We start from the raw sequence: 26,743 nt of genomic DNA, 5'->3' as shown, positions 1-26,743 counted from the left end.
ATAAATCTATTGACATAATCAGTTCAATCATGTATATTCAATTCATAGTTATCCGATATGATTTACGACATTTTTCCATCCTAGTTCAAACCATCTATTTATTGTAGAAATAAGTTATACACACTAAGAAAGAAATGAGGTAATTACTATGAGTTCAATTAACGAAAGACCTTTAAAATTTGAAACCAAACAATTACATGTAGGTCAGGAATCACCAGATCCAGCAACAGATGCCAGAGCTGTACCAATTTACCAAACTTCTTCCTATGTATTTCATAACAGTGATCATGCTGCTGCTCGTTTTAGCCTAGCAGATGCTGGTAACATCTATGGAAGACTTACCAATCCAACCCAGGATGCTTTTGAAAAAAGAATTGCTTCCTTAGAAGGTGGAATTGCTGCTTTAGCACTTGCTTCAGGGGCTGCTGCCGTTACCTATGCACTACAATCACTTGCACATTCTGGTGATCACATTATTTCTTCCAAGTATATTTATGGTGGCTCTTATAATCTATTAGAACATACTTTTTCAGATTTTGGTATTTCTACTACCTTTGTCGACCCTGATAAAGAAAACAGCTTCGAAGAAGCAATTCGTGAAAATACCAAGGCTATTTTCATTGAAAGTATTGGAAACCCAAATGCTAATTTGGTTGATATTGAAAAAATCGCTAAAATTGCACACGATCATAAAATTCCGCTTGTTGTAGATAATACATTTGCAACTCCTTATCTGTTACGCCCAATTGAATACGGTGCTGACATAGTCGTTCACTCTGCAACAAAGTACATTGGTGGACATGGTACTGCACTTGGTGGTGTTATCATTGATAGCGGTAAATTTGACTGGATTCACTCTGGAAAGTTTCCACACCTTGTTGAACCAAATCCTAGCTATCATGGCATTAGTTTTGCAAAAGATGTCGGCGCAGCTGCTTATATCACAAGCATTCGTGCTCTCTTGCTTAGAGATACAGGTGCTTCGATTGCTCCATTACACTCTTTCCTTTTCCTTCAAGGTCTTGAAACCTTATCATTAAGGCTAGAGCGCCATGTGGAAAATGCACTTAAGATTGTTGATTATCTAAGTAAACATCCAAAGGTGGAATCCGTAAATCATCCATCCATTGCTGGAAATAAATACAATGAATTATACAAACAGTACTTTCCAAATGGTGGAATTGCTATTTTTACGTTTGATATTAAAGGCGGAGAACAGGAAGCAAAAGACTTCATTGACAAATTACAGATTTTCTCGTTACTTGCAAATGTTGCAGACGTAAAATCATTAGTGATTCACCCTTATACTACAACTCACGCTCAACTTAACGAAGAAGAACTTAAAAATGTAGATATTAAGCCAAATACAATTCGTCTTTCCATCGGAACAGAACACATTGATGATTTGCTATTTGATCTAGAAGAGGCGTTTCATTAATTGCATGACAAAACCGTAGGCTCTGTCTACGGTTTTACTTCTAACAAAGATGTATTGGCATTTATCAAAATACCTGTCACATAACGATTACTTGTTATGGACTTTTTCGTTGTTGTAAATAAATCGCTATGATCCATAATATTTATAGCAACAAAATGATGTGTTATCACTTCATTCGTCAAAATTAATTATTTCTTTTGTTCCATCATTAAAATGATAGTTCTATTTTATCATGAACCAATCATTCGTCAAGAAATTTATAAATAAAATAAAAAAATAAGAAGGTGATATTATGAAAATTTCAACAAAAGGACGTTATGCTTTAAGGCTTATGCTTGATTTGGCTTTATATGAAGATGAAGGATATGTAAAAATAAAGGACATTGCAAAAAGACAGGACTTGTCAGACAAATATTTAGAACAAATCATTACAATCTTAAGTCGTGCCGGATATGTAAAAAGTATTCGAGGCGCATCGGGCGGCTATAAACTTGCTAAACTACCCGCGGAATATACAGTTGGTATGATTTTAAGATTAACAGAAGGAAGTCTTGCACCTGTATCATGCCTAGACGGTGATGTCAGCGAATGTGCCCGTTATGATAATTGTGCTACTTTAGAAGTGTGGAAACGCTTAAACGATGCAATCAACGAAGTAGTAGATAATATTACACTCGCAGATTTAATGGAAATACAAACAGAAAAAAATCAACTAAATTTTGTTATCTAGGTAATAAATAATCTTATTTTCTTATCGCCAGTTGCTTATTGCCAACTGGCGATAAATTATTTATAATGTTTAAAAACAATGTTCCCTTTTATGTATTAGGATAACTAAAATATCTCTCTACATAAAATAATAACTCTTTGTATCAACGCATGAAAGAATGCTTAAAGGATAATGATAATGCAAGTAAACAAAAAAGAAACCTTACGATATCTGGGTTACAAAGGTCAAGATATTGATGCAAAATTAGAAACATTAATTGAAGAAGCTTCAAAAGAATTAGAAATATCAATCAATCCCAAAAGTGTACACAAAGAATTTTCCTGTAACGTAATAGACGAAACAACTGTTTTACTTGGCCCAATTAAAATAACAAGTAAAAACCTTGCAAAAAATTTAAAAGGTTGTGACAGTGCTATTATTTTTGCAGCCACCATTGGTTCCTCTGTAGATACACTTATAAAACGTTATTCTATTACCAATCTTGCAAAAGCTTCTGTCATTCAAGCAGCTGGTGCTGCTTTGATTGAGACTTTTTGTGATTCTTTGGAAGACTCCATTCGCTTGGATGCAACCAAAAGAGATTTATATTTACGCCCACGCTTTAGCCCAGGCTATGGTGATTTGTCGCTGGAGCATCAAAGAGAAATCTTTAATATACTAGAATGCAGTAAACGAATTGGCTTATCATTAACAGATACCTGTCTTATGGTTCCTTCCAAAAGTGTTACTGCTATCATTGGACTTTCTAAAATTAAAAACAATTGTTTGAAACAAAAATGCACAACCTGTTCAAGTACACAATGCGAATACAGAGATGCATAAAGGGCTATACGCTTTAAATCTAATTTATACCAGGAGGATAACATGACAAAATTTATTGACAAATTAGGAACAAAGATGCTTTTTTTTGATGGCGCAATGGGAACAATTCTTCAAAGCAAAGGATTGCAGCCTGGTGAAATACCTGAGTTATGGAATATGACTCATACTGATACTATTTTAGAGATTCATAAAAGCTATCTTGCTGCCGGTTGTGACATCATAAAGGCGAATACCTTTGGAGCGAATCCTTTTAAAATGAAAGATACAGGCTATAGCTGTGAGGAAATCGTGAGCAAGGGAATTGAGATTGCTAAAGAAGCCGTTTTACAGTCTAAAAAAGACGCTTATGTTGCTCTAGATATCGGTTCCGTAGGAAAACTATTAAAACCTCTTGGAGAATTGGAATTTGAAGACGCTTATGAAGCTTTTAAAGTAATATGCGTGGCAGGTGAAAAAGCAGGGGCAGATTTAATTCTAATTGAAACCGTAAGCGATACCTATGAAATAAAAGCTGCTGTCTTGGCAGCAAAAGAAAATACCAAGCTTCCTATAATAGTTACAATGATTTTCGATGAAGGAGGCAAGCTTCTTACTGGCGCTGATATTTTTGCTGCAACTGCAATGTTAGAAGGTTTAAGAGTTGATGCAATTGGTTTTAATTGTGGACTTGGTCCAGTTCAAATGCAAAAACTGTTGCCAGAACTTCACAGAGTTTGTTCTCTTCCAATCGTAATGAATCCAAATGCGGGTCTTCCTGTGGTAGTAGATGGACAGACTATGTTTAATGTTAATCCCGAAGAATTTGCATTGGTCATGAAAGAAATCGCATTAAGTGGTGCTTCTATACTAGGTGGCTGCTGTGGCACGACTCCTGAGCATATAAAAGCTACAATTGAGCTTTGCAAAGATATAAAACCATTGGAAGTAATGGATAAAGGTCTTTCAGTTATTTCCTCTTACAGCCATGCGGTTGAATTAAACAATCGTCCTAAAATTATAGGTGAAAGAATTAATCCAACTGGTAAATCTAGATTTAAACAAGCACTTCGCGACAATGATTTGGAATATATTTTAAAAGAAGCACTTGCTCAACAAGATAACGGTGCACATATCCTTGATGTTAATGTAGGTCTTCCTGAAATCGATGAAGTGTCTATGATGGAACGAACCATAACAGGAATTCAGTCTATCATAGATTTACCTCTTCAAATCGATACTTCTGATATTACTGCAATGGAAAAAGCAATGCGAATCTATAATGGAAAGCCACTGATTAACTCCGTTAATGGGAAACAAGAATCGATGAATGCAGTATTTCCTCTTGTAGCAAAATACGGAGGTATGGTTGTTTGCCTTACCTTAGACGAAACAGGAATTCCTGAAACAGCACAAGGTAGAATTGACATAGCAAAAAAAATTGTTTCTGAAGCTTCAAAGTACGGTATTTCTAAAAAAGACTTAGTAATGGATACCTTAGCTATGACGATTAGTACTGGTCAGGAGAACTCAGATATTACTTTGGATGCATTAGATTACATCCGCCATAAAATGGAAATCCATACCGTACTAGGTGTATCTAATATATCGTTTGGGCTTCCTCAACGAGAAAATATAAATACAGCGTTTTTTACCATAGCCTTAGCCAGAGGCTTAAGTGCAGGTATTATCAATCCTGGAAGCGAAGCTATGATGAACGCATACAATGCATATTGTGCTATAAACGGCAGTGATGAACAATGTATCGGTTATATCAATCGATATTCCGCAGTAGCGCAACAAACATCAAACATCAAGCAGTCTGGACAGGTTTCTCTCTTTGATGCAGTCGTAAAAGGGCTATCAGAAAGTGCATACACAGCGGCCAAAGAACTTTTAAAGAAAAAGGAACCGCTAACACTCATTGACGAAGACCTAATTCCTGCACTCGATAAAGTTGGACAAGGCTTTGAAAACAAAACATTGTTTCTACCACAACTTCTTATGAGTGCTGAAGCTGCGAAAGCTGGATTTGATGCCATCAAAGAAGTTTTGGCAAAAAAAGGAACAACCTCCTCTTCAAAAGGAACAATTATAGTTGCTACGGTAAAAGGAGACATTCATGATATTGGAAAGAACATTGTAAAAGTTCTCTTGGAAAATTATAGTTTTCACGTAATAGATTTAGGAAAAGATGTTAGTCCAGAATTAATTGTAGAAACAGCTCTTGAGCACAACGTTAAATTAATCGGGCTAAGTGCTTTGATGACCACTACCGTTGCAAATATGGAGATTACAATTAAGCAGATAAAGACTGCAATTCCTGATTGTAAAGTCATGGTAGGCGGTGCGGTACTTACGCAAACTTATGCTGATATGATTGGCGCTGACTTTTATTCAAAGGATGCTATGGGCTCTATTCGTTATGCAAATGAGTTATTTGAAGTGTAAAAAATAAAGCAACTTAAAATGATTTTGCATTACAAAACAGCCAAGTGCATAACACTTGGCTGTTTTAAGTAAAGGCAATTCATTACCTGTATTTATTCCTTTATTTTACGTGATGTTGCAATGGCAAGTGAGCCTGGTCCTATGTGGCATGAAACACTTAAAGATAAATCATCTACATAAATGGATACCCCTGGATAAATCTCTTGCAATTCTTCTTTTAAACGATTCGCCGCTTCTTCATTCGCACTATGAGCAACAAACAAGGAAACATCCATTGCATTTAATCCTCCAAAACGTTGGTCAATATCATCGTGGATAGCCTTCATCATAATAGATTTCGCTTGCTTAATCGTTTTGGCTTTTGCAAATGCTTCTAGCTTCTCACCTTGAATCTGTAAAACTGGCTTAAGTCTTAACATGGTACCAAGTGCCGCTGCTGCTGGGGTTATTCTACCACCCTTTTTTAGATACTTCAAAGTATCTACCATGATATATATACTAGATTCAAATTTGTTTTTTTCTAGAATTTCTTTTACTTCATTTGCTGATTTTCCTTTGTTTACTAGTTCGATTGCATCTAAGACAGACTGTCTTTGAGTTACTGATATTCTTTGATTGTTCACCACTTCAACTTTATCTTCATAATCCTGGGCTAATACCATAGCAGTACTACAAGATCCGCTTAATCCACTCGACATTGGAATATGTACAATTTCGTCATATTCTTTTAAAGCCTCATCCCACAAAGACGTCACAGATTCTATGGAAGGCTGAGAAGTTGATATATCAGCATCTGCTTCTAACTTAGCATAAAATTCTTCGACTGACAGATTGATGTCCTCAAAGTACTCTGCCCCATCAATTGTAAATGGCATTGGAAGTACAAATATACCTAATTTCTTTGCTTCAGCTTGCGTTATTCCACTGTTGCTATCTGTTATGATTGCTACTCTATTCAAAATATTTTATCCTCCATATATCATTACATTCAAATACTATAATAAGCATTTTATCATCTATTACGTTTAAAAACAAGACTAGAACCTGATATAATATTAGGTAGAGGATGCTTTAGTGCCTTCTATCAAAAAATCACCTTATGTGCCTTGGCCTCTTCATGCGTTAATTTAACAAGAATAATATCTGGTCCGATTTGACATATGTGATTCCACGGAATAATATACTCTGAATCTCTTCCAAATATCCCACATAACCTTGCAGGACCTGGAACAATGATATCTGTTATCTTCCCAGTGCATTCATTGAATATAATATCAGAGACACAGCCAATTACGCAGCAATCACATAGATTAATTACCTGTTTGTCTTTAAAATCACAAAGTCGCATACAACCACCAAAGATTTCTTTCTATCATTATATTAACAACACTAAGATTTTGTTATTAAATACGAAAAAAAGTGTGAGTCTTCCTCACACTTTGAATTCTAGGCAAATAAATTCAAAATAGAACCTCAAACGTTGCCAAAGTCATCGCAAAAAAACAAATTACAATCATCAAAAAAATAGCCCCCTTATCATATATAAATGCATCTTTTTCTACCTTTACATTTGTTAACAATACTTCAACTCCCAATGCTATAAGCATAATTGGCCAAAGCTTATATATCGTTTCATAGCGAAGTGTTGGAAGAAACATGTGAATAAAAAACAAAGTTCCAAACACAATTAAACATAAACCTAATGTAATCGTTCCAACTCTATGCGTTCTCATTTTCTTCAAGCTCCTTTTTCTTCCCTCTTATCATCGAAATACCAAAGAGAATGATTCCTATACCAAGTACAAACTGAGGAACCATATTTCCGATTCTATAAACAATTGAACCAAAATAATCAGGAAGAATATAATAAATAAATTCATAAGAATTATTCCATAATATTGTCAGCCCACTAAATAAAAGTACTCCCCCGATGATAGAATGATATTTTTTAACAAGCCCTTTCTTATCAGCGATAAATGCCTCCAAATGAAATGCATAATCATCAGTAATGCTATAGAATTCTTCTTCACTTAGTGATTTTAAATTATGAACATTAAAAAAGCTATAAAACCATAACAATGGTAGTCCAAATAAAAATACTCCTGTATTAAAGAAACTGCACAATGCAATCAAAAGCCAAAAAAGCGTCATGATACTAATTCCTTGTTTCATAAATCCCATATACATCTCTCCTGCACCAGGGATTAGGGAAAATATGAACGTCCAAAATCCATTTTTTTGTTTTGTCATTAATTCTTACCTCCATTTATAATTTGATTTGAAAAATACGTCATAATATCTACTATCTCGTTACTTTTTTCATTCAGTTTCTCACTAATTGAAACGGATGGCGATGCCTTATCTTTATAATCCAATAACCTTTCCGTTGTATTCACATAACTTATTGAGATGAGTAAAATCAATGCGCCCAAAACTGCTGCAGTTGTTTTTAAACTGTAAAAAAACAGCTCTGTTTTCTTTGATGTTTTTTTAATGTGTATATTTACTTGTACATCTGCCTTATGTACACGTTTTAATATATCTTCTTTCAAATAGGAAGGAGCCTGAATCATTTCTTCATTTTCTAACTCCATCCACCTATCCGTGCAAAAACTACAAGTATCCAAATGTTTAAGAACTTCTATTAATTCTTTACTATCCAAAGTTCCTTTTTGAAATTTTTTTAATACTTTATCATCAATGTGCATTTAGTCACTCCTCTCTAAGATTTTCTTTATCAGCGCCTTAGCCCGATATAACTGGGTTTGTATTGTCTTTATGTTTTTTCCATTTCTCTTTGCTATTTCTTGAACAGATAATTCTTTATAGTAGTGTTCTAATGCTACCTCTTGATAGGGAGTTGCTAACTGCTTACAGATAAAAAGTACTTCTTTCTTTGATTCCTTCATCAAATAATCTTCTTCTGGTGAAATGGAATCGGATGCTAATTCTAAAAAATATGTATCGCTGGTAGGAACACTTCTTCGTCCTGCTTGTTTTATAAAATCCAAACATTTATTAGCCGCTATTTTTCCTAACCATGCCTTTTCATATGTTCGATCAAACTCAGATAGTTTTTTATATGCGGATAAAAATACTTCTTGCGTTAAATCTTCTGCATCGAAACTATTTCCAATCGTCTTATAGCATATCGAATATACTAAATTTTGATAGTTCTCGATTAGATATTCAAAATATTCCTCTTGATTAATTTTATCCGCCTCCTTTTTTATCTGTTCATTTATTATAACGAATTAAAATTCAATCTGTCTTCAACTTTCTGAACTTTTTTTAATTTTTTTTAAATGAAAAAAGACCATTCTGTATTTTTGCTAGAATGGTCTTAGTTTATTTAGTTTATTTATTTTATAAATTCTGATTTACACATTGGACAAGAAATGGTTATCTTCTCCCTCGACTTAATAATTCGTATTGTTTGTTTACAAGAAGGACATTGGCAATATTTATGTTGCTTATCTTTTACTCTTGCCACTTTTACATACAATGGTTTTAAAATGGGTGACAAACACTTCATAAAGCGTACATTTTCCTTATATCTTGCAATATGTTGTTTGGAAAACATTCTATAAAGACAATATAAAAAAGGAAACCAACATAATAATCCCATGTCATTACTTTCTATTATTAAAGTAGTAGCAGCCATAATCAAAGTAATAACCAATAATGCAATATTTAATTGATCGATACCATGCCTGCCAATAAAAGCACTTTTCATCCTATTCATGATGTTACCTCTTTCACAGATTGTAATTCAACAATTTGTAGAAACGATATAAGCTTCTACTTTATTTTTAAATAATTTCTCATATTCTTTAATGCACTTTTTTCAAGTCTTGATACTTGGGCTTGTGATATATTAATCTCACTTGCCACTTCCATTTGTGTCTTTCCTTCAAAAAATCTTAATTTAATAATATAGCTTTCTCTTTCATTTAATTTTTTCATAGCTTCACTAAGAGAAATTTCTTCTACCCAATTTTCTTCCTTATTCTTCTTATCGCTAATTTGATCCATTACATAAAGCGTGTCTCCACCTTCTGTATAAACAGGTTCATATAAACTAACTGGATTTTGAATTGCATCCAGTGCAAATGCTATATCTTCTTTACTAATACCAATCTCTGTTGCAATTTCATTTATCGTAGGCTCTTTGGAATTCTTTTTTATCAGATTTTCTTTTGCATAAATTGCTTTATACGCGGTATCACGAAGTGAACGACTTACTCTGATTGAATTGTTATCGCGTAGATATCTTCTTATCTCTCCGATAATCATTGGAACCGCATACGTTGAGAATTTTACATCTAATGTTGAATCAAAATTATCAATTGCTTTAATAAGACCAATGCAACCAATTTGAAATAAATCGTCTACATTTTCATTGCTATTAGAAAAACGTTTAATTACGCTGAGAACCAATCTTAAGTTTCCTTTTATATATGTCTCTCTAGCAGTTTCATCACCCTGCTTAATCTTTTCAAAAAGAAGCTCTTTTTCATCATTTTTAAGTAAAGGTAACTTAGATGTGTTTACACCACAAATTTCAACTTTATTAAGCGCCATAGTAAGATCCCTCCTAGATTTTTCTAGTAAAAGTCTTCTCACTATAAAGCATGACTATACCTGTCTATCATGAAATTTTATAAAATTTTAGTCCTTGACAATTGCGATAGATGAGTAGAAAAGAATATGTTAATTTAACTAGACATATTATAATCTACTACTTTTATTCTTTCAACTATTATTTTGCTTTTTCTAATCAAGAATTATTATCAAAAGCGTAGTCTTGACAAAGAACACTATCTTTGTTAACATTAAAATAAAATATAAGCTCTTTTAATGCTTATTGTAAAGGAGAATCGTATGGCTAAACTAAATGAAAATTACTTAAATCTAAAAGAAAGTTATTTATTCTCAGAAATTGCTCATAGAGTGGAAAAATATTCTACTGCCAATCCTGATAAAAAAGTAATTCGCCTTGGTATTGGCGATGTTACGCTTCCTATTGGAAGCACGATGATTCATGCACTTCACGAAGGTGTTGATGCAATGGCTTCCTCGGATTCCTTTAAAGGATATGGTCCAGAAAGAGGTTATGATTTTGTTCGTAACGCAATTGTTGAATACTATGGAAGAAATGGCGTATCAGTAGAAGCGGATGAAATCTTTGTTTCAGATGGAGCAAAGAGTGATACAGGTAATATTACCGATTTATTTGATAAAGATAACATTGTAATGGTTCCAGATCCTGTATACCCAGTTTATGTTGATACAAATACTATGGACGGAAGAAATATTATCTATATTGATGCAAATGTTGAGAATAATTTCTTACCAATGCCAGATAAAAATGTTCATGCAGATATTATATACCTTTGTTCACCAAACAATCCAACAGGTGCAACTTATTCAAAAGAACAGTTAAAAGAATGGGTTGATTACGCGTTATTAAATGATGCAATTATATTATTTGACTCTGCATACGAGGCTTTTATTACAGATGAATCTCTTCCAAGAAGTATTTTTGCAATCGAAGGTGCTAAAAAATGTGCCATTGAATTTTGTTCCTTGTCAAAAACAGCTGGATTTACTGGTACAAGATGTGGATATACTGTAGTTCCTAAAGAGCTTACCATTACCGCTTCCAATGGAACAGTTATGTCTCTGAATGCTATGTGGAATCGTAGACAATCGACTAAATTTAACGGTGTATCTTATATCGTACAAAAGGGTGCTGCTGCTGCTTTTTCAAAAGAAGGAATGGCACAATCAAGAGAAAACATTAAATTTTATCAAGAAAATGCTAAAATCATTGCTGATACACTTGCAAAGAAAAATATTCGCTTCTTTGGCGGTATTAATTCTCCATACATCTGGTTTGAATGCCCAAATGGTATGGATTCTTGGGCCTTTTTTGATTACTTACTAGAAAATGCTCAAGTGGTTGGTACACCTGGTGCAGGCTTTGGTAAAAACGGACAGAAATTTTTCCGTTTGACTTCGTTTGGAAACAGAGAAAATACCATTGAGGCAATGGAAAGAATCGAAAAACTTCTTTCGAAGTAGCAAATTAATCCGTATAACATAAAAGGAACCCTAACTTGTTTGAGGGTTCCCTTTATATTTTTTTAAAAATAGGTTTTCGTTCTTCAAAGGTAGTAATATATTCAAATCCAGCTTCTCTAATCAAATCTTGTCCTTGTCTAATTGTAGTTGACAAATGTTCTATCCTGTGTGCGTCTGAACCAATCGTAATCACTTCTCCACCGCACTCTTTATAAAGCTTTATTACAGATAAAGAAGGCATCGTTTCATTCATAGACTGTAACAAACCAGATGTATTAACCTCAATTCCTTTGCCTCGTTGTATTACTATCTTAAAAAGTTTTCGAAACCTATCTTCATAAGGATCCAAGTTAAGTCTTACTCCTTCTCTTTGAAACATATAACGAAGCGGGTAGGTAAGGTGACCCACTACATCAAAATCATAGTTCATAGCAAGCTCAATCAATGCTTCTATGTAGTCTTCATATACTTTATTACAATCCAGTTTCTTAAAATCATATTCATACACATCAACATCATCTCGGATGTTATGAATGGAACCAATCACAAAATCTAAAGTATAATCTTGTAAAAATTGCTTTGCTTCCACAGGATTTGCTTGTGGTTGTCCTAATTCAATTCCTTTTCGAATCGTAAGCCTACCTTCAAATTTTTCTTTCATTTGGTCAATTTCGTTATATAACTGCCTGCAATCTAGAACGTCTCCATAAGGCTTATTACTAAAGATGTCCATATGATCTGTTAATGCAATTTCATCCATACCTAATTCTATCGCTTTGTTGCATATATCTTCTATTCTTTCAACTCCATCAAAGGAATACCTTGTGTGAATATGATAATCTGCTAAATACATATTATTAACCAAGCCTTTCTTTTATTCTGCTCCGATTATACACCACTTCCTACTTGCTGTAAAGGAATACTCCCCTTAAATACTCTCCTAACCCCTACTCTTTGCTAGTGCGCCTACAAAAAGAGGTTCCCATTAGGAACCCCTTTTAAAAGTCTTATTCAGTTAAATCACGCATACTTAGATTAATTCTACCCATTTTATCAACTTCAATTACTTTTACAGTAACAACATCACCAATATTTACAACGTCTTCCACTTTATTAACACGTTCTTTTGATAATTTAGAAATGTGAATTAAACCATCTTTATTTGGAGCTAATTCAACAAACGCTCCAAATTGCATAATTCTAACAACTTTACCTGTCATAACTTGACCTGCCTCAATATCAGTTACGATAGCTAAAATGATTTCTTTTGCTCTTTCAATACCTGTTGCATCAATGCCACAGATTGATACTTTTCCGTCATCTGTGATATCAATCTTAACACCAGTTTCTTCAATAATTTTATTAATTGTCTTACCTTTTTGTCCAATAATCTCGCTAATCTTTGCTGGATCAACCTGAATCTGTACAATCTTAGGCGCGTATTTACCAACTTCTTCTCTTGGCTTATCAATGGTAGGAATAAGAACTTCATTTAAAATAAAGGTTCTGGCTTCCTTTGTCTTTCTGATAGCCTCTTCAATAATTGGTCTGGTCAAACCATGAATTTTTATATCCATTTGAATTGCTGTGATACCATCATGTGTACCAGCAACCTTAAAGTCCATGTCACCAAAGAAATCTTCCAGTCCTTGAATATCTGTTAATACAATATATTCATCGTCTGTATCACCAGTCACTAATCCTGTTGAGATACCTGCTACTGGTTTTTTGATTGGTACACCTGCTGCCATCAATGACAACGTAGACGCACAGATACTTGCCTGAGATGTAGAACCATTTGACTCAAACGTCTCTGACACAGTTCTGATTGCATATGGAAATTCTTCTTCACTAGGAAGCACTGGAATCAATGCTTTTTCCGCTAATGCTCCATGTCCAATTTCACGACGACCTGGTCCTCTAGATGGCTTTGTCTCACCAACTGAATATGATGGGAAGTTATAGTGATGCATATAACGTTTGGACTTTTCTGCTTCATCCAGTCCATCAATTCTTTGCGCATCTGATAATGGCGCTAAGGTTGTAATCGTACAAATCTGAGTCTGTCCACGTGTAAACATACCTGATCCATGAACTCTAGGTATAATATCAATTTCAGCAGAAAGCTTTCTGATTTCATCAACTGCTCTTCCATCTGGACGTTTCTGATCCTTTAATATCATCTTACGAACAGTCTTCTTCTGATACTGATACAATGCTTCGTCAATAAGAGAAAGCCACTCTTCTTTTTCCGCAAATGCCTCATTAAATTTATCTCTAATAATTCTTATATTTTCTTCTCTTACTTGTTTTACATCTGTAAATACAGCTTCTTCCATTTCTTGTGGAGTAACAATCTCCTTCATTGCTGCAAATAATTCTTCTGGTATTGCACAGCTTTCGTAGGCATGTTTTTGCTTTCCGCACTCTGCTACGATTTTATTAATAAACTCAATTACCTTTTGGTTTAACTCATGAGCTGCAAAAATAGCCTCTATCATTTTATCTTCTGGAACTTCATTTGCTCCAGCTTCAATCATGATAACTTTTTCGCTTGTAGAAGCTACTGTTAGTTGTAAATCTGAAATTGATTTTTGTTCTGCATTTGGATTAAATACAAATTCACCATTTACCAAACCAACTTGTGTGGTCGCACAAGGACCATCAAATGGAATATCTGAAATCGCTGTTGCGATTGCTGAACCAAGCATTGCAGTTAATTCTGGACTACAGTCAGGATCAACCGATAAAACAAGATTATTCAAAGTAACATCATTTCTATAATCCTTTGGAAATAATGGACGCATCGGTCTATCGATAACTCTGGAAGTAAGAATTGCATTCTCTGATGCCTTACCTTCTCTTTTGTTAAATCCTCCTGGGATTTTTCCTACTGCATATAATTTTTCTTCATACTCCACACTAAGAGGGAAAAAATCTATTCCTTCTCTAGGCTTTTCAGATGCAGTAGCAGTTGATAAAACAACTGTCTCTCCATAATGCATAAGTGCAGCACCATTCGCTTGCGCTGCCACACGGCCTACATCAACTGTTAATGTTCTGCCAGCCAATTCCATTGAAAAACTTTTAAACATACTGTATCTCCTTTTACTTTTTATAGTGGCAAAAGATACCGAAACTACTGAAAAACATACTTTAAAATATACGTAAAATATACTTTTCAGTGGTCTCGGGTACATTCTTTTACCTATTTTCTTTTTAAAGCTAAAATAGGAACGTCAAATAAGATTTCCTATTATATAAATATAGGGCGGATTCCTCCGCCCTAATTCTAGCATTTGGCAAAGATTACTTTCTGAGTCCTAAACGCTCAATTAAAGCACGATATCTTTCGATATCAGTTTTCTTTAAATATGCAAGTAATCCTCTTCTTTGACCAACCATTTTGAAAAGTCCTCTTCTTGAATGGTGATCTTTGTTGTTGCTTTTCAAATGCTCAGTTAACTCAGTGATTCTTTCAGTCAAAATTGCAATCTGAACTTCAGGTGATCCTGTATCTCCTTCTGTTCTAGCATAAGCCTTAATAATTTCAGCCTTTTTTTCCTTTGAAATCATTTTAATTTCCTCCTTCATTTTAAACCGCCAAACAAGATAAGCAATAAGTCGCTTAATTTGTTATGAATACTAAGAATTAGGTCGGAGTGTCCAAATTCTGAATATTGGCTAATTTTTCATACCTGAGATAGTATAACATATATAAAAAATTATGTAAATACTATTTTTATTTCCTATTTATTATATACATCAAGAATACATTCTCTTAATAAGGTAAGTGCACGAACTACAGACTGCTCTCTAATTTTAGCTCTGTTTCCTTTAAAGTGAAATTCTTTTACTGTTACTTTATCGTTAATATAGCATGCAATATATACCAATCCAACTGGTTTTTCTTCTGTACCGCCATCTGGGCCTGCTATTCCTGTAATAGAAACACAGAGATCAGAATCCGTTGCAAAGACACCACCTTTAGCCATTTCTTTAGCTGTCTTTTCACTCACAGCCCCAAATTTTTTTAATGTACTTTTTTGTACGCTTAATATTTTACGTTTGGACTTATTCGAATAAGTGATAAATCCTTGTCGAAACACTTCAGATACGCCAGGTACATTAACCAATCTCGCCGCCAACATACCACCAGTACAGGATTCAGCTGTAGTAAGAGTAAGCTCATTTTTTGTCAATAACTTTATAACTGCTTCTTCTAATGTCTCATTTTCATCAGTAGAAAATACATTGTTTCCAAACCTTGCTTTTAATTCTTTTACAACTGGTTTAATTAACTTTTTAGCCTCTTCTTCATCTCTTGCTTTTGCAGTCACCCTTAGATGAACTTCCCCAACTTTTGCATAAGGAGCAATGGTTGGGTTGCTTTGTTCTGAAATAAGGTCTTGAATCATAGTTTCTGCCGTACTCTCTCCAATACCACATAATTTCACAATTTGTGAATAAATGATTTCTGGCTGTAGTTTATTCAAATAACCATAAATCTCCTCCATAAACATCGGAATTAATTCATTTGGAGGACCTGGAAGCATAATAATCGATTTATTATTTTCTTCTATGATAATTCCTGGGGCTGTTCCATTGTTATTATCTACGACAATAGCACCTTCTGGTATCAGAGCCTGCTTCCAGTTGTTTTCTGTTATAGTTTTTACCTGACTCTTATTAAAATATTCCGTAATTCTTTCCTTGGTATGAGTATCTTCTACAAGTGCTTTTCCCATTACCTTTGCCGCAACTTCCTTCGTTAAATCATCTTGTGTAGGACCAAGCCCGCCTGTTAAAATGACTACATCCGAACGATTAAGCGCCACCTGAAGTGTTTCTTCCAAACGATTAAAATTATCGCCCACTGTTGTTTGATAATATAACGATAGTCCAAGTGCAGCACATTTTTCTGCTAGAAAACTTGCATTTGTATTGACTGTATTGCCTAGTAAAAGTTCCGTTCCAACCGATATCAATTCAACAACCATTACTTAACACTCCTTTCCCTTAAAACATCCTTATTCTTTATCAAATAATCCAACAGGGATACAATTGTCAAAATTAATGCCAGATAAATAAAAATGTTTTCCAGAATAACAAAATAACTTGCCTGAATATCTATTATTAATAAAATAATCATAATCATCTGTGCTACAGTCTTAAACTTACCCCAATAACTAGCGGCTATAACCACCCCATTATCCGAAGCAACAAGACGAAATCCACTGATAATAAACTCACGACTTATGATTGTAATAACAATCCACGCTGATAAGGCCTGAAGTTCTACAAATGAAATTAAAGCTGCACTCACCAATAGCTTGTCCGCAAGAGGATCCATAAACTTTCCAAAGTTTGTTACCAACTTATACTTACGTGCCAGATACCCATCTAAAAAATCAGTAAAACTAGCAATTACAAATAAGGTCAATGCAATGTATTTGCTATTGGCTCCCATAAAATCGGTCAGCATAAAGATTAAAAAAAATGGAATCATGATTACCCTTAAAATAGTTAATTTATTCGGTAAATTCATCTACAATCTCTCCTATCAAATCATACTCTACTGCACCAGTTACTTTTACTTTTACAAAATCTCCCGATATTAATTCTTCATCGGTATGAACGAAGATGTATCCATCTACATTTGGAGCATCTTTATAGGTTCTTCCAACATAAGCATTTTCATCTACTACTTTACCTTCGATTAAAACCGTTACGATTCTACCAACCATCTTATCTTCATTATCAAATACAATTTCTTGCTGAAGTTCCATTAGTTCAGCCCGACGTTCTTCCTTAACCTCTTCTTCCACTTGATTGTCCATCAAAGCCGCTGGCGTATTCTCTTCAGGAGAATAGGTAAATACACCCAAACGATCGAATTCCATTTCATCAATAAAATCCACAAGTTCTTCATGCTGCTCTTTTGTTTCACCTGGGAAACCTGTGATTAACGTGGTACGAAGTGCAATATCTGAAATCTCATTTCTAAGCTTTTCAATAATTTGTACTAGCTGGGCCTTATTGGTTCTTCTACCCATTCTTTTTAATATCTCATCATTAGCATGTTGAATTGGCAAATCAAGATAATGACATATTTTCGGTTCTGTTTTAATCGTTTCAATAAGCTCATCTGTAATTTCTTCTGGATAGCAGTATTGAATACGAATCCAGACAATTCCTCTGATTTTACATAGCTCTTTTAATAAAGCTGGAAGTCTTTTTTCGCCATACAAATCCATACCATAAAGCGTTGTTTCTTGTGCAACTAAGATCAACTCCTTTATCCCTTGTTCTGCAAGAGATTTTGCTTCTTCGATTAATTCTTCCATCGGTACGCTTCGATAATTACCGCGGATTTTTGGAATGATACAATAGGTACAATGTTTATTACATCCTTCTGCTATTTTTAAATGTGCATAATAGCCTCCTGTTGTAACCACTCGATTGCCTTTTTGTGCTGGTATTCGGTCTATATTTTCTATAAACTGAGCTTTTTGCCCTTTTAAACTTGTGTTTACCGCATCTAAAATACTATCAATTGATGTGGTTCCTATAATAGCATCCACTTCTTTAATTTCTTCTTGGATTTCTTGCTTATATCTTTGTGCCATACATCCAGCTGCAATTAATGCTTTGCAGCTACCTGTTTTTTTATACTCTGCCATTTCTAAAAGCGTATTAATACTCTCTTCTTTTGCATCATTGATAAAGCAACAGGTATTTACAACAATTACATCTGCCTGTGTTTCATCATCCGTAAATTCAAATCCTCCCTTGGAAAGAATTCCAAGCATAATTTCTGTATCGACAAGATTTTTATCACAGCCGAGTGAAATAAATAATAATTTCATACATAATCTCCTAATTCCGAATAAGCTAAAGTAGCAAGCCACTTTACTTGTCATAAATTCTATCAAAAAAGCTAATTTCTTTTTTGACCTTAGTATTTATTCTAACCTTTCAACCTTAAAAGGTCAACAATAAATACATTATCCTTGATTTTCAATCAACACTTTTTCTTTGATTCGGCTGCTTTATGTCACATTATATACTGTCTAACATATTATATTATTAAGTTAAAAACTAAAATATGCATGAAATTTATATAAATAGAAAGGAAAATGTATAGTGGCTCTGGGGTCATTATACTGGGTATTATATATGAAAAAAGCAATAATTACCGGTATTACAGGGCAAGATGGCTCTTATTTAGCTGAATTTTTACTTGATAAAGGTTATGAGGTACATGGAATTATTCGTAGAAGCAGTTCCCAAAATACCCAGCGAATTGATCATTTGTCAACAGGAAAATTCGCAGAAGAAGAAAAATTTGTTCTTCATTTTGGAGATTTAAGTGATTCTAACAACTTAAATAAACTTATCTATCATATTGAGCCTGACGAAATCTATAATCTTGGAGCTCAAAGCCATGTAAAAATATCTTTTGATGTACCCGAATTTACATCAGATGTGAATGCAATAGGAACATTAAGACTATTAGAAAGTATTAAAGAAGTAAACCCTAACATTCGATTTTACCAAGCATCTTCTAGTGAATTATTTGGAAAAGTAAAAGAAACTCCACAATCTGAAAACACTCCTTTTAATCCTAGAAGTCCCTATGCTGTAGCAAAGCTCTATGCCTATTGGATTACAGTAAATTATAGGGATGCATACGAATTATTTGCAACGAATGGTATATTATTCAATCATGAGTCTCCTCGCAGAGGCAAAACATTTGTGACTAGAAAGATCACTACTGGGATTAGTAATATCATAAAGGGAAGGCAAGATAAAATTATCTTAGGAAATATTGATGCGAAAAGAGATTGGGGTTTTGCAGGTGATTATGTAGAAGCAATGTGGCTAATGCTTCAACAGGATTCCCCAGACGATTATGTGGTAGCCACTGGCGAAACTCATACCGTTCGAGAATTCTGTGAACTTGCCTTTGAACATGTAGGTATTGATTTGGTATGGGATGGCGAAGGCGAGAACGAAAAGGGATTTGATTCCGCAACTGGAAAAGAACTCATTAGTATCAGTAGTCAGTTTTTCAGACCAACGGAAGTAGATCTTCTTCTTGGAGATGCAACAAAAACACAACAAAAATTAAATTGGAAGCCAAAAGTGTCCTTCAAAGAACTTATTCATATGATGGTAGACAGCGATTTAAACAATTATAACAATTTATATAGAAAGGAATATTAACAATGGATAAGGACAGTAAAATATATGTAGCAGGCCATACTGGCATGGTTGGTTCTGCTATTCTAAGAAACTTATATAAAAATGGATACAAAAATATAATCGTTCGAACGCACGCGCAGCTTGACTTAACTGACCAATTGGCAACCCAAGAGTTTTTTCAGACTGAACAACCAGAATATGTCTTTCTTGCCGCTGCAAAGGTTGGGGGAATTATTGCAAACAAAACCTATCCCGCTGAATTTATGACTCAAAATCTTTTAATCGAATGTAACGTAATCAAAAGCGCTTACAAAAGTAATGTTAAAAAACTTATGTTTTTAGGTAGCTCATGTATCTATCCAAAAATATGTCCTCAACCGATTAAAGAAGAGTATTTATTGACCGCACCTCTTGAAACTTCAAACGAGGCATATGCACTTGCTAAGATTACAGGAATCAAGATGTGTCAGCATTATAATACACAATATGGTACTAAATTTATTTCCATTATGCCTTCTAGTATCTATGGTTTGAATGATACCTATGACATGAACAATTCTCATGTTATTCCTGCCTTAATGATGAAGATGCATTCAGCTAAAGAAGAGAACAAACCTAACGTTGAAATATGGGGAACTGGTACACCTTTAAGAGAATTTTTATATGTGGATGATCTTGCCAATGCATGTACTTTTCTTATGAATCACTATGAAGATAGTGAACCGATTAATGTCGGCTCTGGCAAAGAAATCAGTATTAAAGAATTAGCAGAAACCGTAAAAAAGGTAATTGGTTATGAAGGTGAATTGATTTTTGATGCAAGTAAGCCCGATGGAACAATAAGAAAAGTACTTGATAACAGTAAAATTCATAACATGGGCTGGAGGCCAAATGTAGATTTTGAAGAAGGTATTGTAATTGCTTATCATGATTATTTAAATAAATTTAAAATCTGACTATATCTATAAAACACATCATGTAACCTTACTCATAAAATGAGCCTTTGATTTTTCCTAGATCAAAGGCTCATTAGATTTGTATCTTTGTATATTATGTCACTAATCATCATTATCTGTAACAGTACCTTTGACAATTTCCATTGTAGAAGATAATAGTGCCTGCGATTTAACTCGATAAACATTTAATCTCTTCTTTAATTCCTCAAATTCCTGTTGTATTCCTTCTACTTTCAAATTCGCGTTATTTATTATTTTTTGAGCATTAATTTCTGCTTCCCGTATTGTATTATTTGCTTTTTCAGCCGCATTATTGGTTATATTTTCACTGGTGCGTTGTGCTAAAATCAAAGTATGTTGTAGAGACTCTTCTATTGTCTTATAGTGCTTTACTGTTTCTTTCATAATTTCTATTTCAGATTGTAGTTTATCGTTTTCCTTCAGAAGTGTTTCATAATCTTCACGCACTTTGGATAAAATATTATCGATTTGTCCTCTATGATATCCATAGATAAATTCTCTTTTAAAGCAAATGTTTTCTAAATCCTTTGACGTATAGTGCATTTGACCACCTCAATACAAAGCTTCTATTTCATCATATGTTGTTAACAGCAAATATATACTATTTACATTCGTGATAATATATCCATCTTTTTTTGATGAAACTCTTCTTCTGTCAGGACATTCATAGCTCTCAAAACGGATATCTCTTTCATAAGTTCTATTAATGTCGTATCCGTTTCTACCTTTTTTTCTTTTGCATGCTCTTGCACTATTTTTGTGATTGCACTTGCTATTTTATTTGCATTCTTACATTCGAACAATATACTACTTTCAACTAGGTTTTCTCTGTAAGTAATACTTAAAAATATAATACCTTCTCTTTTCTTTTTGTTAAACGCGAAGTCAAATCCGCTAAATGCAAGAATCCTTGATAACCTTTCATTTTTAGATACCTGTTCTCCCGTCCTAAATTCAGCCTTTACAATTTGTTCAACAGGTACAAACATAAAATTATATTTGTTATCTCTAAAAAACACCCCTATTGTCTTTACTACAACATCTCCTGTTTTCTCATCTAGGATATCAGGATATCCACCTAAATATTTTGCTTTACTTATAGCAATTGTCACACCGCTATTTTGTAGATTATCTTTATATACTAACTCATTTTCTTTTTTTTCTCTTATTTTATCGAATAGACTGCTGTTAGAATCCATTTAATCATCTCCTTACGTTTTGAATTCATACAATAACTTTCTACAATGATTACTCCAATTCTTGAAGTAATTGATACCACTCTACTGTTTTCTTAATTCCTTCCTTTAACATTACATAATTTGTTTTTTTAAATTCATTATTTATTTTTTCCACATCCAACCAGGATTCTTCTGGTGAACCATTTACTTCATCAGGTATATCCGGATAAACAACTGAAACGTCTATTAATTCTCCTATTATTTCGGCTACCTGTGCGATTGTATTTTTATAAATTCCCCCTATGTTATAAATATCATCTTTACCGTGTAATAAAACATTCCACATATTTTCCACCGCATCTGTCACATAACAATATGCTCGAACGGCTCTGCCGTGATCCATAAGTTTTAAGTCGCCTTTGTATGCCTTTTGAATAAATGAGCTAATTACCCTTTTATCATCCAATCTCGTTCCTGGTCCATAAGTAGCTGACAAGCGAACGATTTTTGCATCAACACCTTTTCTTCGATATACATTTACAATAGCCTCTCCGCATCGTTTGGCCTCCACATAACATGCTCTTGGCTGATTTGTCATGATCGTACCAATTTCACTTTCTTTAAAAGGAGGAGTGTTAAGTCCAATATATACTTCGCTACTGCTGACAAAGAGAAATTTCCCTCCCTCATTTAATTTTTCAAATAAGAGATACGTTGCTAACGTATTTAGTTTAAGTGTTTTTAGTGGATTTTCCATAAAACGAATCGGCTGTCCATAACTTGCTGCATGAATGATATAGTCTACATTTGGCAAGCTTTTCAAAAAATCAATATCTGTTAGGTCTCCTTGTAACATATGTGCTTGCTCATAATCGAAAAACTCTTTCACAAATGCAAGCGGCTTGCGATTTACGATGCCAAATACTTGAAAAGGCTCCTTCATTTGCTCTCTTATTATCTTTAAACAAGACAAGAAATGTATCCCGATTAACCCTGATGCTCCAGTGATTAGAATTGACTTTCCTTGAAGAGCACTTAAATCAATTTTTTCTAAAATGGTATGCGCATTACTTTCTATCAAATTAGCCTGTTTGCTCATACTCAATCCTCATTTTTCTAATAAATTAGTTTAATATTGGTTTCTGGCCATTCCTTTAAGCGAAGCACTGCGTTAGATAAGCTTGAATATCCATTTCCAATAAAAAAATCACACTCCGTGGCAAGATAGGTGTCTTTAATCACCTCAAAGGTATCTTTTACAAGTTCAACCCCCTTATGCCTTTTATTCGGATAATTTGTATTGCATTGTCTTACAGGGCCTTTGAACGGTATCTTTTTACTGTTACTGATAATTAAAATATCATTGGTATAATATAATTTCTTATATTCCTTTACGATTGCTTTTGAGTCTGTAATAAGAAATAAATGCCTTGCATTATACATATTAAAAAACTGCCATATTGCTGGTGCATAGAAGCTATTTGCACTATAAAGCTGATTAATCTCATGAACCAATGCATTTCCTCTAACATGAGCGCAAACAATTGGTTTTTCATCCCTAAAATTAGGATTTTTGTTGATAAAATTTTGAATCATCTTTTTCACTTCTGGCTTAGGAATTAAATGCTTTTGATACAACTTGCTATATATTTGATGCGGAGTCATCCCATACATAGGATGATCTTGTTTGATAAAAGGAATTAAAGCACTAATAGGATATGACACATCACTAACTACAACGTCTGCATTACTTTCCATCATACTGTTAATGTCTCGATACTCCCATTTTAATTTATCAGGGTCGTCAATCATGACATTACTAAAATTCCAAATAGGAGGATAGTATGTGTTATCCGGATGAACCACATCATAAATGCTGTATTGTGAAAGAGGTTCAAAAAACAATTCAAATGAGTTTAAGCTAATTGAACTGCTATACATACTCTCCATTCCCCAGTAGACGACAGGAATACGATTTGTCAACTGTGCTGCAAGATACATGACCATTACATGCTCAATATCTGCCCACAGGCTATATCCCCATGACTTAATCAATAAAAAACGTCCATTTGCCATTTTTATATACCTCCATATAATTCTGGATAATTTAATCTGTGTTCCAATTTTTGATTTTGTTTTCTTAAAAGTTCTACTTTTGATCGTTTCTTCGCCAATTTTATCTCTTCTTTTAAGGAGTTATATAAAAGTGTGATATGGGACTGTGGCCATTCCTTTAACCTGTTAACCGAAAATGAAACATTTGAATAACCGTTTCCAATAAAATAATCACACTTAGATGCCAAATAGGTATCCACCAACACCTCGATTCCTTTACTTCTCCTGTTAATATAATTATCTACCTGAGTAGCTGAGTGCTCCGAGTTATTTTCACTTCGGTTGGCATCTGTAGAAATAATTATGTCTCCATATAAATCTATATACTCATTTAAAATCTCTTGACTATCTGTAATCATTAATATTTTCTTTATATCAAAATTTTTAATGTATTTTCTAATCTCATAATGGTATCTCTTATTCAAATATGGCAAGTTTGCAACCTCGATTATTTTGTCTGTACCACGTACATGCACTCCTAACAACGGACCACTGTCTTTTAAAAATTTATTATAAAAGTCATCGATTTTCATTAATATATCAGGTTTGAGTCTAAGATATTTATCAATCAAGCATCTGTATATTTGAATGGGAGTAAGCCCATACATCCAATTATCCTTTTTAATATACTCCATAATGGGGCGTGCAAAATAATGAACATCACTGACCACTACATTTGCATCACTGCTCATCATATTTCCGATATCACGATACGTATAGGTAATTTTGTCTAAATCCTCTATCATGATATTCACATAATTCCAAATTGGTGGATAATAGGTGAATTCCGGTCTTGCTACATCCTTCAACGTATAGTTCGACACAGGCTCGTAATACAGTTCAAATGCATTTGTTAAAATGGTATCACTATATAAACTATTGGTTCCCCAGCTAACCACCGGAATACGATTGGTAAGTTCTGCTACCAAAAGCTGTCCAATCAAATGATCCATATCTGCCCAGAATCCCCATCCCCATGCTTTTATGAGAAGAAATCTAGTATCCGACATTATTTAATAAACACCTCCAATTAATCTAATTAATTAAATACTCTCTGTATCTTTTTGAATGAATTTTCTGTTCTCTTAGCCAGTAGTTTATACTTACCGTCCGCTTCTTCTGGAGAATAGCGCCCGCTTTTTTCAAATTCATAAGAAAAATTAAATAACTTATCATACATCCAATAAGTTAATTTTATATTTGTTTCAGCCCAGTCTTTTATATGCGTCACACCATATGACAAGTCAGAGTATCCATAACCAATAAAAAATTCACACATAGAAGCAATATAAGTGTCCAAAAGAACTTCAATACCTTTACTCCTCATATTCATATGATTTTCCAAATAATTTGGTTCACTACTATCACTACTTGGCGTTCGCTCATATTGATTAAAAATCACCATAGAACCGTATACTTTTTGAAATTCTTCAATAATATCTTCTCGATCCGTTACTAGAAATATCTTATCAATATTAAACTTACTAAGCATATTTTTAATTTCTGGATTTAAAAGTTTATAAGGGTCTCCTTTTTGAGTTATATTTAAGAAACGAACAATCTCATATTGTTTAATATTTTCATCTACCTTAAAATGATCAATTCTAGGCTTTGTTTTCTTCCTCTTTGAAAACAAGCTAGGATTCAATGGATGATAAATCATATTCATATGATACCTCTTAATTTGAGGATAAATATCCAATGTGAAGTCTCCTGGTAGGTGTACAGCCAGCGTATGATTAGTATTTTTAAAATTATTATTATAAAATTGTTTTATTTCTTCCATGATATCTGGTTTTAACTTAAGATATTTTTGAAATAAATATCGATAAACTTGTAATGGTGTCATTCCAAATGCGGGATGATTTTTTTTAATAAAAGGAATAATTCTTGTAATATATATATTGATATCGCTTACTATTACATTTGCATTGCTTCCTATAAAATCTCCTAGATTTCTATAATTAAGTCTTTTTTTATTCGGATCGTCTGAAGTTAAGTTATCATATTTCCATATTGGAGGATAATATGAAAAATCTTTATTTATAACATCGTAAATGTTATAAGCAGATATTGGCTCAAAATATAAATCAAAAGCATTATTAAACAGTACCTTTTTATATAAACAAGTGGTTCCCCAATAAACAATCGGAATACGATTCGTTAATTCTGCAACCAAAAGCATTTCCATTAAATGGTGTATATTTTTCCACATATCATGGCTAATTGCCTTTATTAATATATATTTATTTTCTGTCATTATATATAAATCACCTTGTATAATGAACTCATAGGGAAATTCACTACATATTTTCCTTTCTCGATTATTTTCTATATAATCAGTTGTAGACGCTGTGGATTAGTAAAATCACCTACGGCAGCTTCCCTATAAGCTGACTGTTTCCTTTGGAGGCTCTAACCACAGCTCTATGTTTATTTGTTAATTAGTTAGATAACGCATGACGTTTTATATATAGCAAGGATACATTCAGCATAGAGTTTGCGGAAACACAGCGTAAATTTATTACAAAGGAGTGATTCTTTATGTTATTTGTTGGCATTGATGTAGCCAAATCTAAACATGACTGCTGTATCATTGATTCTGATGGTGTTATCATTACGGATTCCCTTCGTATTTCAAATACAAAAGAAGGTTTCGATACACTTTATACCTCAATCATATCTGCGCTTGATTCAAGTGATTTTTCAAACGTAAAAATAGGACTTGAATCGACAGGTCATTACAGCACAAACATTACAA

28 protein-coding genes are annotated in these 26,743 nt (G+C 33.6%); 8 read left to right on the top strand and 20 right to left on the bottom strand.

From position 1 onward, the window contains the following. Window positions 1–148: 148 nt before the first annotated feature. The 4 genes from F7O84_RS02760 to F7O84_RS02745 all read left to right on the top strand — a co-directional run bounded on the left by F7O84_RS02760 (window position 149) and on the right by F7O84_RS02745 (window position 5,417). Window positions 149–1,438 (top strand): O-acetylhomoserine aminocarboxypropyltransferase/cysteine synthase family protein, encoded by a 1,290-nt coding sequence (locus tag F7O84_RS02760; RefSeq protein WP_151141718.1) that lies wholly within the window; start codon window positions 149–151, stop codon window positions 1,436–1,438. A gap of 292 nt (window positions 1,439–1,730) precedes the next feature. Next, window positions 1,731–2,168, top strand: a complete 438-nt coding sequence (locus F7O84_RS02755; protein ID WP_151141716.1) for an RrF2 family transcriptional regulator — start codon at window positions 1,731–1,733, stop codon at window positions 2,166–2,168. A 177-nt stretch (window positions 2,169–2,345) separates the two neighbouring features. Further along, complete coding sequence (locus tag F7O84_RS02750; RefSeq protein ID WP_151141712.1) at window positions 2,346–2,990, top strand: vitamin B12 dependent-methionine synthase activation domain-containing protein; 645 nt, start codon at window positions 2,346–2,348, stop codon at window positions 2,988–2,990. A gap of 42 nt (window positions 2,991–3,032) precedes the next feature. Further along, window positions 3,033–5,417 (top strand): homocysteine S-methyltransferase family protein, encoded by a 2,385-nt coding sequence (locus F7O84_RS02745; RefSeq protein WP_151141710.1) that lies wholly within the window; start codon window positions 3,033–3,035, stop codon window positions 5,415–5,417. Between the two features lie 92 nt (window positions 5,418–5,509). On the opposite strand, the gene F7O84_RS02740 is transcribed toward F7O84_RS02745, so the two are convergent. From F7O84_RS02740 to sigG, 8 genes are all read right to left on the bottom strand, one after another. Next, window positions 5,510–6,376, bottom strand: coding sequence for a DegV family protein (locus tag F7O84_RS02740; protein ID WP_151141708.1), 867 nt, complete (start codon window positions 6,374–6,376; stop codon window positions 5,510–5,512). A 125-nt stretch (window positions 6,377–6,501) separates the two neighbouring features. After that, a complete protein-coding gene (locus tag F7O84_RS02735) occupies window positions 6,502–6,765 on the bottom strand; it encodes a PRC-barrel domain-containing protein (protein WP_151141706.1) in 264 nt (87 codons plus the stop codon). 112 nt (window positions 6,766–6,877) lie between these two features. Next, window positions 6,878–7,150 carry a LiaI-LiaF-like domain-containing protein gene (locus tag F7O84_RS02730; RefSeq protein ID WP_151141704.1) on the bottom strand — a complete coding sequence of 91 codons (273 nt, stop codon included), beginning with the start codon at window positions 7,148–7,150 and terminating at the stop codon, window positions 6,878–6,880. Continuing rightward, entirely contained in the window at window positions 7,137–7,667 is a 531-nt protein-coding gene (locus F7O84_RS02725; RefSeq protein WP_151141702.1) for a hypothetical protein, read from the bottom strand. The genes F7O84_RS02730 and F7O84_RS02725 overlap by 14 nt, the downstream gene beginning before the upstream one ends. Beyond that, on the bottom strand, window positions 7,667–8,125 hold the full coding sequence (locus tag F7O84_RS02720; protein ID WP_151141699.1) for a hypothetical protein: 459 nt from the start codon (window positions 8,123–8,125) through the stop codon (window positions 7,667–7,669). Before F7O84_RS02720 ends, F7O84_RS02725 begins: the two co-directional genes overlap by 1 nt. Continuing rightward, the gene (locus tag F7O84_RS02715; protein WP_279237988.1) at window positions 8,126–8,599 is read right to left on the bottom strand and encodes an RNA polymerase sigma factor; all 474 of its coding nucleotides are present in this window, start codon (window positions 8,597–8,599) and stop codon (window positions 8,126–8,128) included. It abuts the gene before it with no gap. A 179-nt stretch (window positions 8,600–8,778) separates the two neighbouring features. Continuing rightward, window positions 8,779–9,162, bottom strand: coding sequence for a hypothetical protein (locus tag F7O84_RS02710; protein WP_151141693.1), 384 nt, complete (start codon window positions 9,160–9,162; stop codon window positions 8,779–8,781). Window positions 9,163–9,218: 56 nt separating this feature from the next. Further along, window positions 9,219–10,001, bottom strand: a complete 783-nt coding sequence (sigG, locus tag F7O84_RS02705; RefSeq protein WP_151141690.1) for an RNA polymerase sporulation sigma factor SigG — start codon at window positions 9,999–10,001, stop codon at window positions 9,219–9,221. Between the two features lie 300 nt (window positions 10,002–10,301). Here sigG and F7O84_RS02700 point away from each other — a divergent pair, with 300 nt between their 5' ends. After that, complete coding sequence (locus F7O84_RS02700; protein ID WP_151141687.1) at window positions 10,302–11,504, top strand: LL-diaminopimelate aminotransferase; 1,203 nt, start codon at window positions 10,302–10,304, stop codon at window positions 11,502–11,504. 52 nt (window positions 11,505–11,556) lie between these two features. Here F7O84_RS02700 and F7O84_RS02695 read toward each other — a convergent pair whose 3' ends face one another. The 6 genes from F7O84_RS02695 to rimO form a co-directional block, all read right to left on the bottom strand. Beyond that, window positions 11,557–12,357 (bottom strand): histidinol-phosphatase HisJ family protein, encoded by an 801-nt coding sequence (locus tag F7O84_RS02695; protein ID WP_151141683.1) that lies wholly within the window; start codon window positions 12,355–12,357, stop codon window positions 11,557–11,559. Window positions 12,358–12,511: 154 nt separating this feature from the next. Next, window positions 12,512–14,599, bottom strand: coding sequence for a polyribonucleotide nucleotidyltransferase (locus tag F7O84_RS02690; protein WP_151141680.1), 2,088 nt, complete (start codon window positions 14,597–14,599; stop codon window positions 12,512–12,514). Between the two features lie 214 nt (window positions 14,600–14,813). After that, on the bottom strand, window positions 14,814–15,080 hold the full coding sequence (gene rpsO, locus F7O84_RS02685) for a 30S ribosomal protein S15 (RefSeq protein WP_151141677.1): 267 nt from the start codon (window positions 15,078–15,080) through the stop codon (window positions 14,814–14,816). A 173-nt stretch (window positions 15,081–15,253) separates the two neighbouring features. Next, entirely contained in the window at window positions 15,254–16,504 is a 1,251-nt protein-coding gene (locus F7O84_RS02680) for a competence/damage-inducible protein A (RefSeq protein ID WP_151141674.1), read from the bottom strand. Further along, window positions 16,504–17,052, bottom strand: a complete 549-nt coding sequence (gene pgsA / locus F7O84_RS02675; protein WP_151141671.1) for a CDP-diacylglycerol--glycerol-3-phosphate 3-phosphatidyltransferase — start codon at window positions 17,050–17,052, stop codon at window positions 16,504–16,506. The genes F7O84_RS02680 and pgsA overlap by 1 nt, the downstream gene beginning before the upstream one ends. Next, a complete protein-coding gene (gene rimO, locus F7O84_RS02670; protein WP_151141668.1) occupies window positions 17,036–18,373 on the bottom strand; it encodes a 30S ribosomal protein S12 methylthiotransferase RimO in 1,338 nt (445 codons plus the stop codon). The genes pgsA and rimO overlap by 17 nt, the downstream gene beginning before the upstream one ends. Window positions 18,374–18,683: 310 nt before the next feature. On the opposite strand from rimO, the gene gmd reads away from it, so the two are divergent. Further along, the gene (gmd, locus tag F7O84_RS02665; RefSeq protein WP_151141665.1) at window positions 18,684–19,733 is read left to right on the top strand and encodes a GDP-mannose 4,6-dehydratase; all 1,050 of its coding nucleotides are present in this window, start codon (window positions 18,684–18,686) and stop codon (window positions 19,731–19,733) included. A 2-nt stretch (window positions 19,734–19,735) separates the two neighbouring features. Further along, window positions 19,736–20,668 (top strand): GDP-L-fucose synthase family protein, encoded by a 933-nt coding sequence (locus F7O84_RS02660; protein ID WP_151141662.1) that lies wholly within the window; start codon window positions 19,736–19,738, stop codon window positions 20,666–20,668. 102 nt (window positions 20,669–20,770) lie between these two features. Here F7O84_RS02660 and F7O84_RS02655 read toward each other — a convergent pair whose 3' ends face one another. The 6 genes from F7O84_RS02655 to F7O84_RS02630 all read right to left on the bottom strand — a co-directional run bounded on the left by F7O84_RS02655 (window position 20,771) and on the right by F7O84_RS02630 (window position 26,242). After that, window positions 20,771–21,232, bottom strand: coding sequence for a DivIVA domain-containing protein (locus tag F7O84_RS02655; protein ID WP_151141659.1), 462 nt, complete (start codon window positions 21,230–21,232; stop codon window positions 20,771–20,773). Window positions 21,233–21,294: 62 nt separating this feature from the next. After that, window positions 21,295–21,888, bottom strand: coding sequence for a hypothetical protein (locus F7O84_RS02650; protein WP_151141656.1), 594 nt, complete (start codon window positions 21,886–21,888; stop codon window positions 21,295–21,297). A gap of 49 nt (window positions 21,889–21,937) precedes the next feature. Beyond that, a complete protein-coding gene (locus F7O84_RS02645; protein ID WP_151141654.1) occupies window positions 21,938–22,966 on the bottom strand; it encodes an NAD-dependent epimerase/dehydratase family protein in 1,029 nt (342 codons plus the stop codon). Window positions 22,967–22,983: 17 nt separating this feature from the next. Beyond that, on the bottom strand, window positions 22,984–23,943 hold the full coding sequence (locus F7O84_RS02640) for an O-fucosyltransferase family protein (RefSeq protein ID WP_151141651.1): 960 nt from the start codon (window positions 23,941–23,943) through the stop codon (window positions 22,984–22,986). A 2-nt stretch (window positions 23,944–23,945) separates the two neighbouring features. Then, entirely contained in the window at window positions 23,946–24,992 is a 1,047-nt protein-coding gene (locus tag F7O84_RS02635; RefSeq protein WP_151141649.1) for an O-fucosyltransferase family protein, read from the bottom strand. A 29-nt stretch (window positions 24,993–25,021) separates the two neighbouring features. Further along, entirely contained in the window at window positions 25,022–26,242 is a 1,221-nt protein-coding gene (locus F7O84_RS02630; RefSeq protein ID WP_151141646.1) for an O-fucosyltransferase family protein, read from the bottom strand. A gap of 284 nt (window positions 26,243–26,526) precedes the next feature. On the opposite strand from F7O84_RS02630, the gene F7O84_RS02625 reads away from it, so the two are divergent. Continuing rightward, window positions 26,527–26,743: IS110 family transposase (locus tag F7O84_RS02625; protein WP_151141643.1), on the top strand; the 217-nt coding region annotated here is incomplete at its 3' end.

This window comes from Candidatus Galacturonatibacter soehngenii, from assembly GCF_008830185.1.
GTDB classification, from domain to species: domain Bacteria; phylum Bacillota; class Clostridia; order Lachnospirales; family Lachnospiraceae; genus Lachnotalea; species Lachnotalea soehngenii.
This window is presented reverse-complemented; position numbering and strand designations above follow the sequence as displayed.

Coding starts and splice junctions, on each gene's coding strand:
- F7O84_RS02760 (WP_151141718.1), top strand. CDS start 149: ATGAGTTCAATTAACGAAAGACCTTTAAAATTTGAAACCAAACAATTA.
- F7O84_RS02755 (WP_151141716.1), top strand. CDS start 1,731: ATGAAAATTTCAACAAAAGGACGTTATGCTTTAAGGCTTATGCTTGAT.
- F7O84_RS02750 (WP_151141712.1), top strand. CDS start 2,346: ATGCAAGTAAACAAAAAAGAAACCTTACGATATCTGGGTTACAAAGGT.
- F7O84_RS02745 (WP_151141710.1), top strand. CDS start 3,033: ATGACAAAATTTATTGACAAATTAGGAACAAAGATGCTTTTTTTTGAT.
- F7O84_RS02735 (WP_151141706.1), bottom strand. CDS start 6,765: ATGCGACTTTGTGATTTTAAAGACAAACAGGTAATTAATCTATGTGAT.
- F7O84_RS02730 (WP_151141704.1), bottom strand. CDS start 7,150: ATGAGAACGCATAGAGTTGGAACGATTACATTAGGTTTATGTTTAATT.
- F7O84_RS02725 (WP_151141702.1), bottom strand. CDS start 7,667: ATGACAAAACAAAAAAATGGATTTTGGACGTTCATATTTTCCCTAATC.
- F7O84_RS02720 (WP_151141699.1), bottom strand. CDS start 8,125: ATGCACATTGATGATAAAGTATTAAAAAAATTTCAAAAAGGAACTTTG.
- F7O84_RS02710 (WP_151141693.1), bottom strand. CDS start 9,162: ATGAATAGGATGAAAAGTGCTTTTATTGGCAGGCATGGTATCGATCAA.
- sigG (WP_151141690.1), bottom strand. CDS start 10,001: ATGGCGCTTAATAAAGTTGAAATTTGTGGTGTAAACACATCTAAGTTA.
- F7O84_RS02700 (WP_151141687.1), top strand. CDS start 10,302: ATGGCTAAACTAAATGAAAATTACTTAAATCTAAAAGAAAGTTATTTA.
- F7O84_RS02695 (WP_151141683.1), bottom strand. CDS start 12,357: ATGTATTTAGCAGATTATCATATTCACACAAGGTATTCCTTTGATGGA.
- F7O84_RS02690 (WP_151141680.1), bottom strand. CDS start 14,599: ATGTTTAAAAGTTTTTCAATGGAATTGGCTGGCAGAACATTAACAGTT.
- rpsO (WP_151141677.1), bottom strand. CDS start 15,080: ATGATTTCAAAGGAAAAAAAGGCTGAAATTATTAAGGCTTATGCTAGA.
- F7O84_RS02680 (WP_151141674.1), bottom strand. CDS start 16,504: ATGGTTGTTGAATTGATATCGGTTGGAACGGAACTTTTACTAGGCAAT.
- pgsA (WP_151141671.1), bottom strand. CDS start 17,052: ATGAATTTACCGAATAAATTAACTATTTTAAGGGTAATCATGATTCCA.
- rimO (WP_151141668.1), bottom strand. CDS start 18,373: ATGAAATTATTATTTATTTCACTCGGCTGTGATAAAAATCTTGTCGAT.
- gmd (WP_151141665.1), top strand. CDS start 18,684: ATGAAAAAAGCAATAATTACCGGTATTACAGGGCAAGATGGCTCTTAT.
- F7O84_RS02660 (WP_151141662.1), top strand. CDS start 19,736: ATGGATAAGGACAGTAAAATATATGTAGCAGGCCATACTGGCATGGTT.
- F7O84_RS02655 (WP_151141659.1), bottom strand. CDS start 21,232: ATGCACTATACGTCAAAGGATTTAGAAAACATTTGCTTTAAAAGAGAA.
- F7O84_RS02650 (WP_151141656.1), bottom strand. CDS start 21,888: ATGGATTCTAACAGCAGTCTATTCGATAAAATAAGAGAAAAAAAAGAA.
- F7O84_RS02645 (WP_151141654.1), bottom strand. CDS start 22,966: ATGAGCAAACAGGCTAATTTGATAGAAAGTAATGCGCATACCATTTTA.
- F7O84_RS02640 (WP_151141651.1), bottom strand. CDS start 23,943: ATGGCAAATGGACGTTTTTTATTGATTAAGTCATGGGGATATAGCCTG.
- F7O84_RS02635 (WP_151141649.1), bottom strand. CDS start 24,992: ATGTCGGATACTAGATTTCTTCTCATAAAAGCATGGGGATGGGGATTC.
- F7O84_RS02630 (WP_151141646.1), bottom strand. CDS start 26,242: ATGACAGAAAATAAATATATATTAATAAAGGCAATTAGCCATGATATG.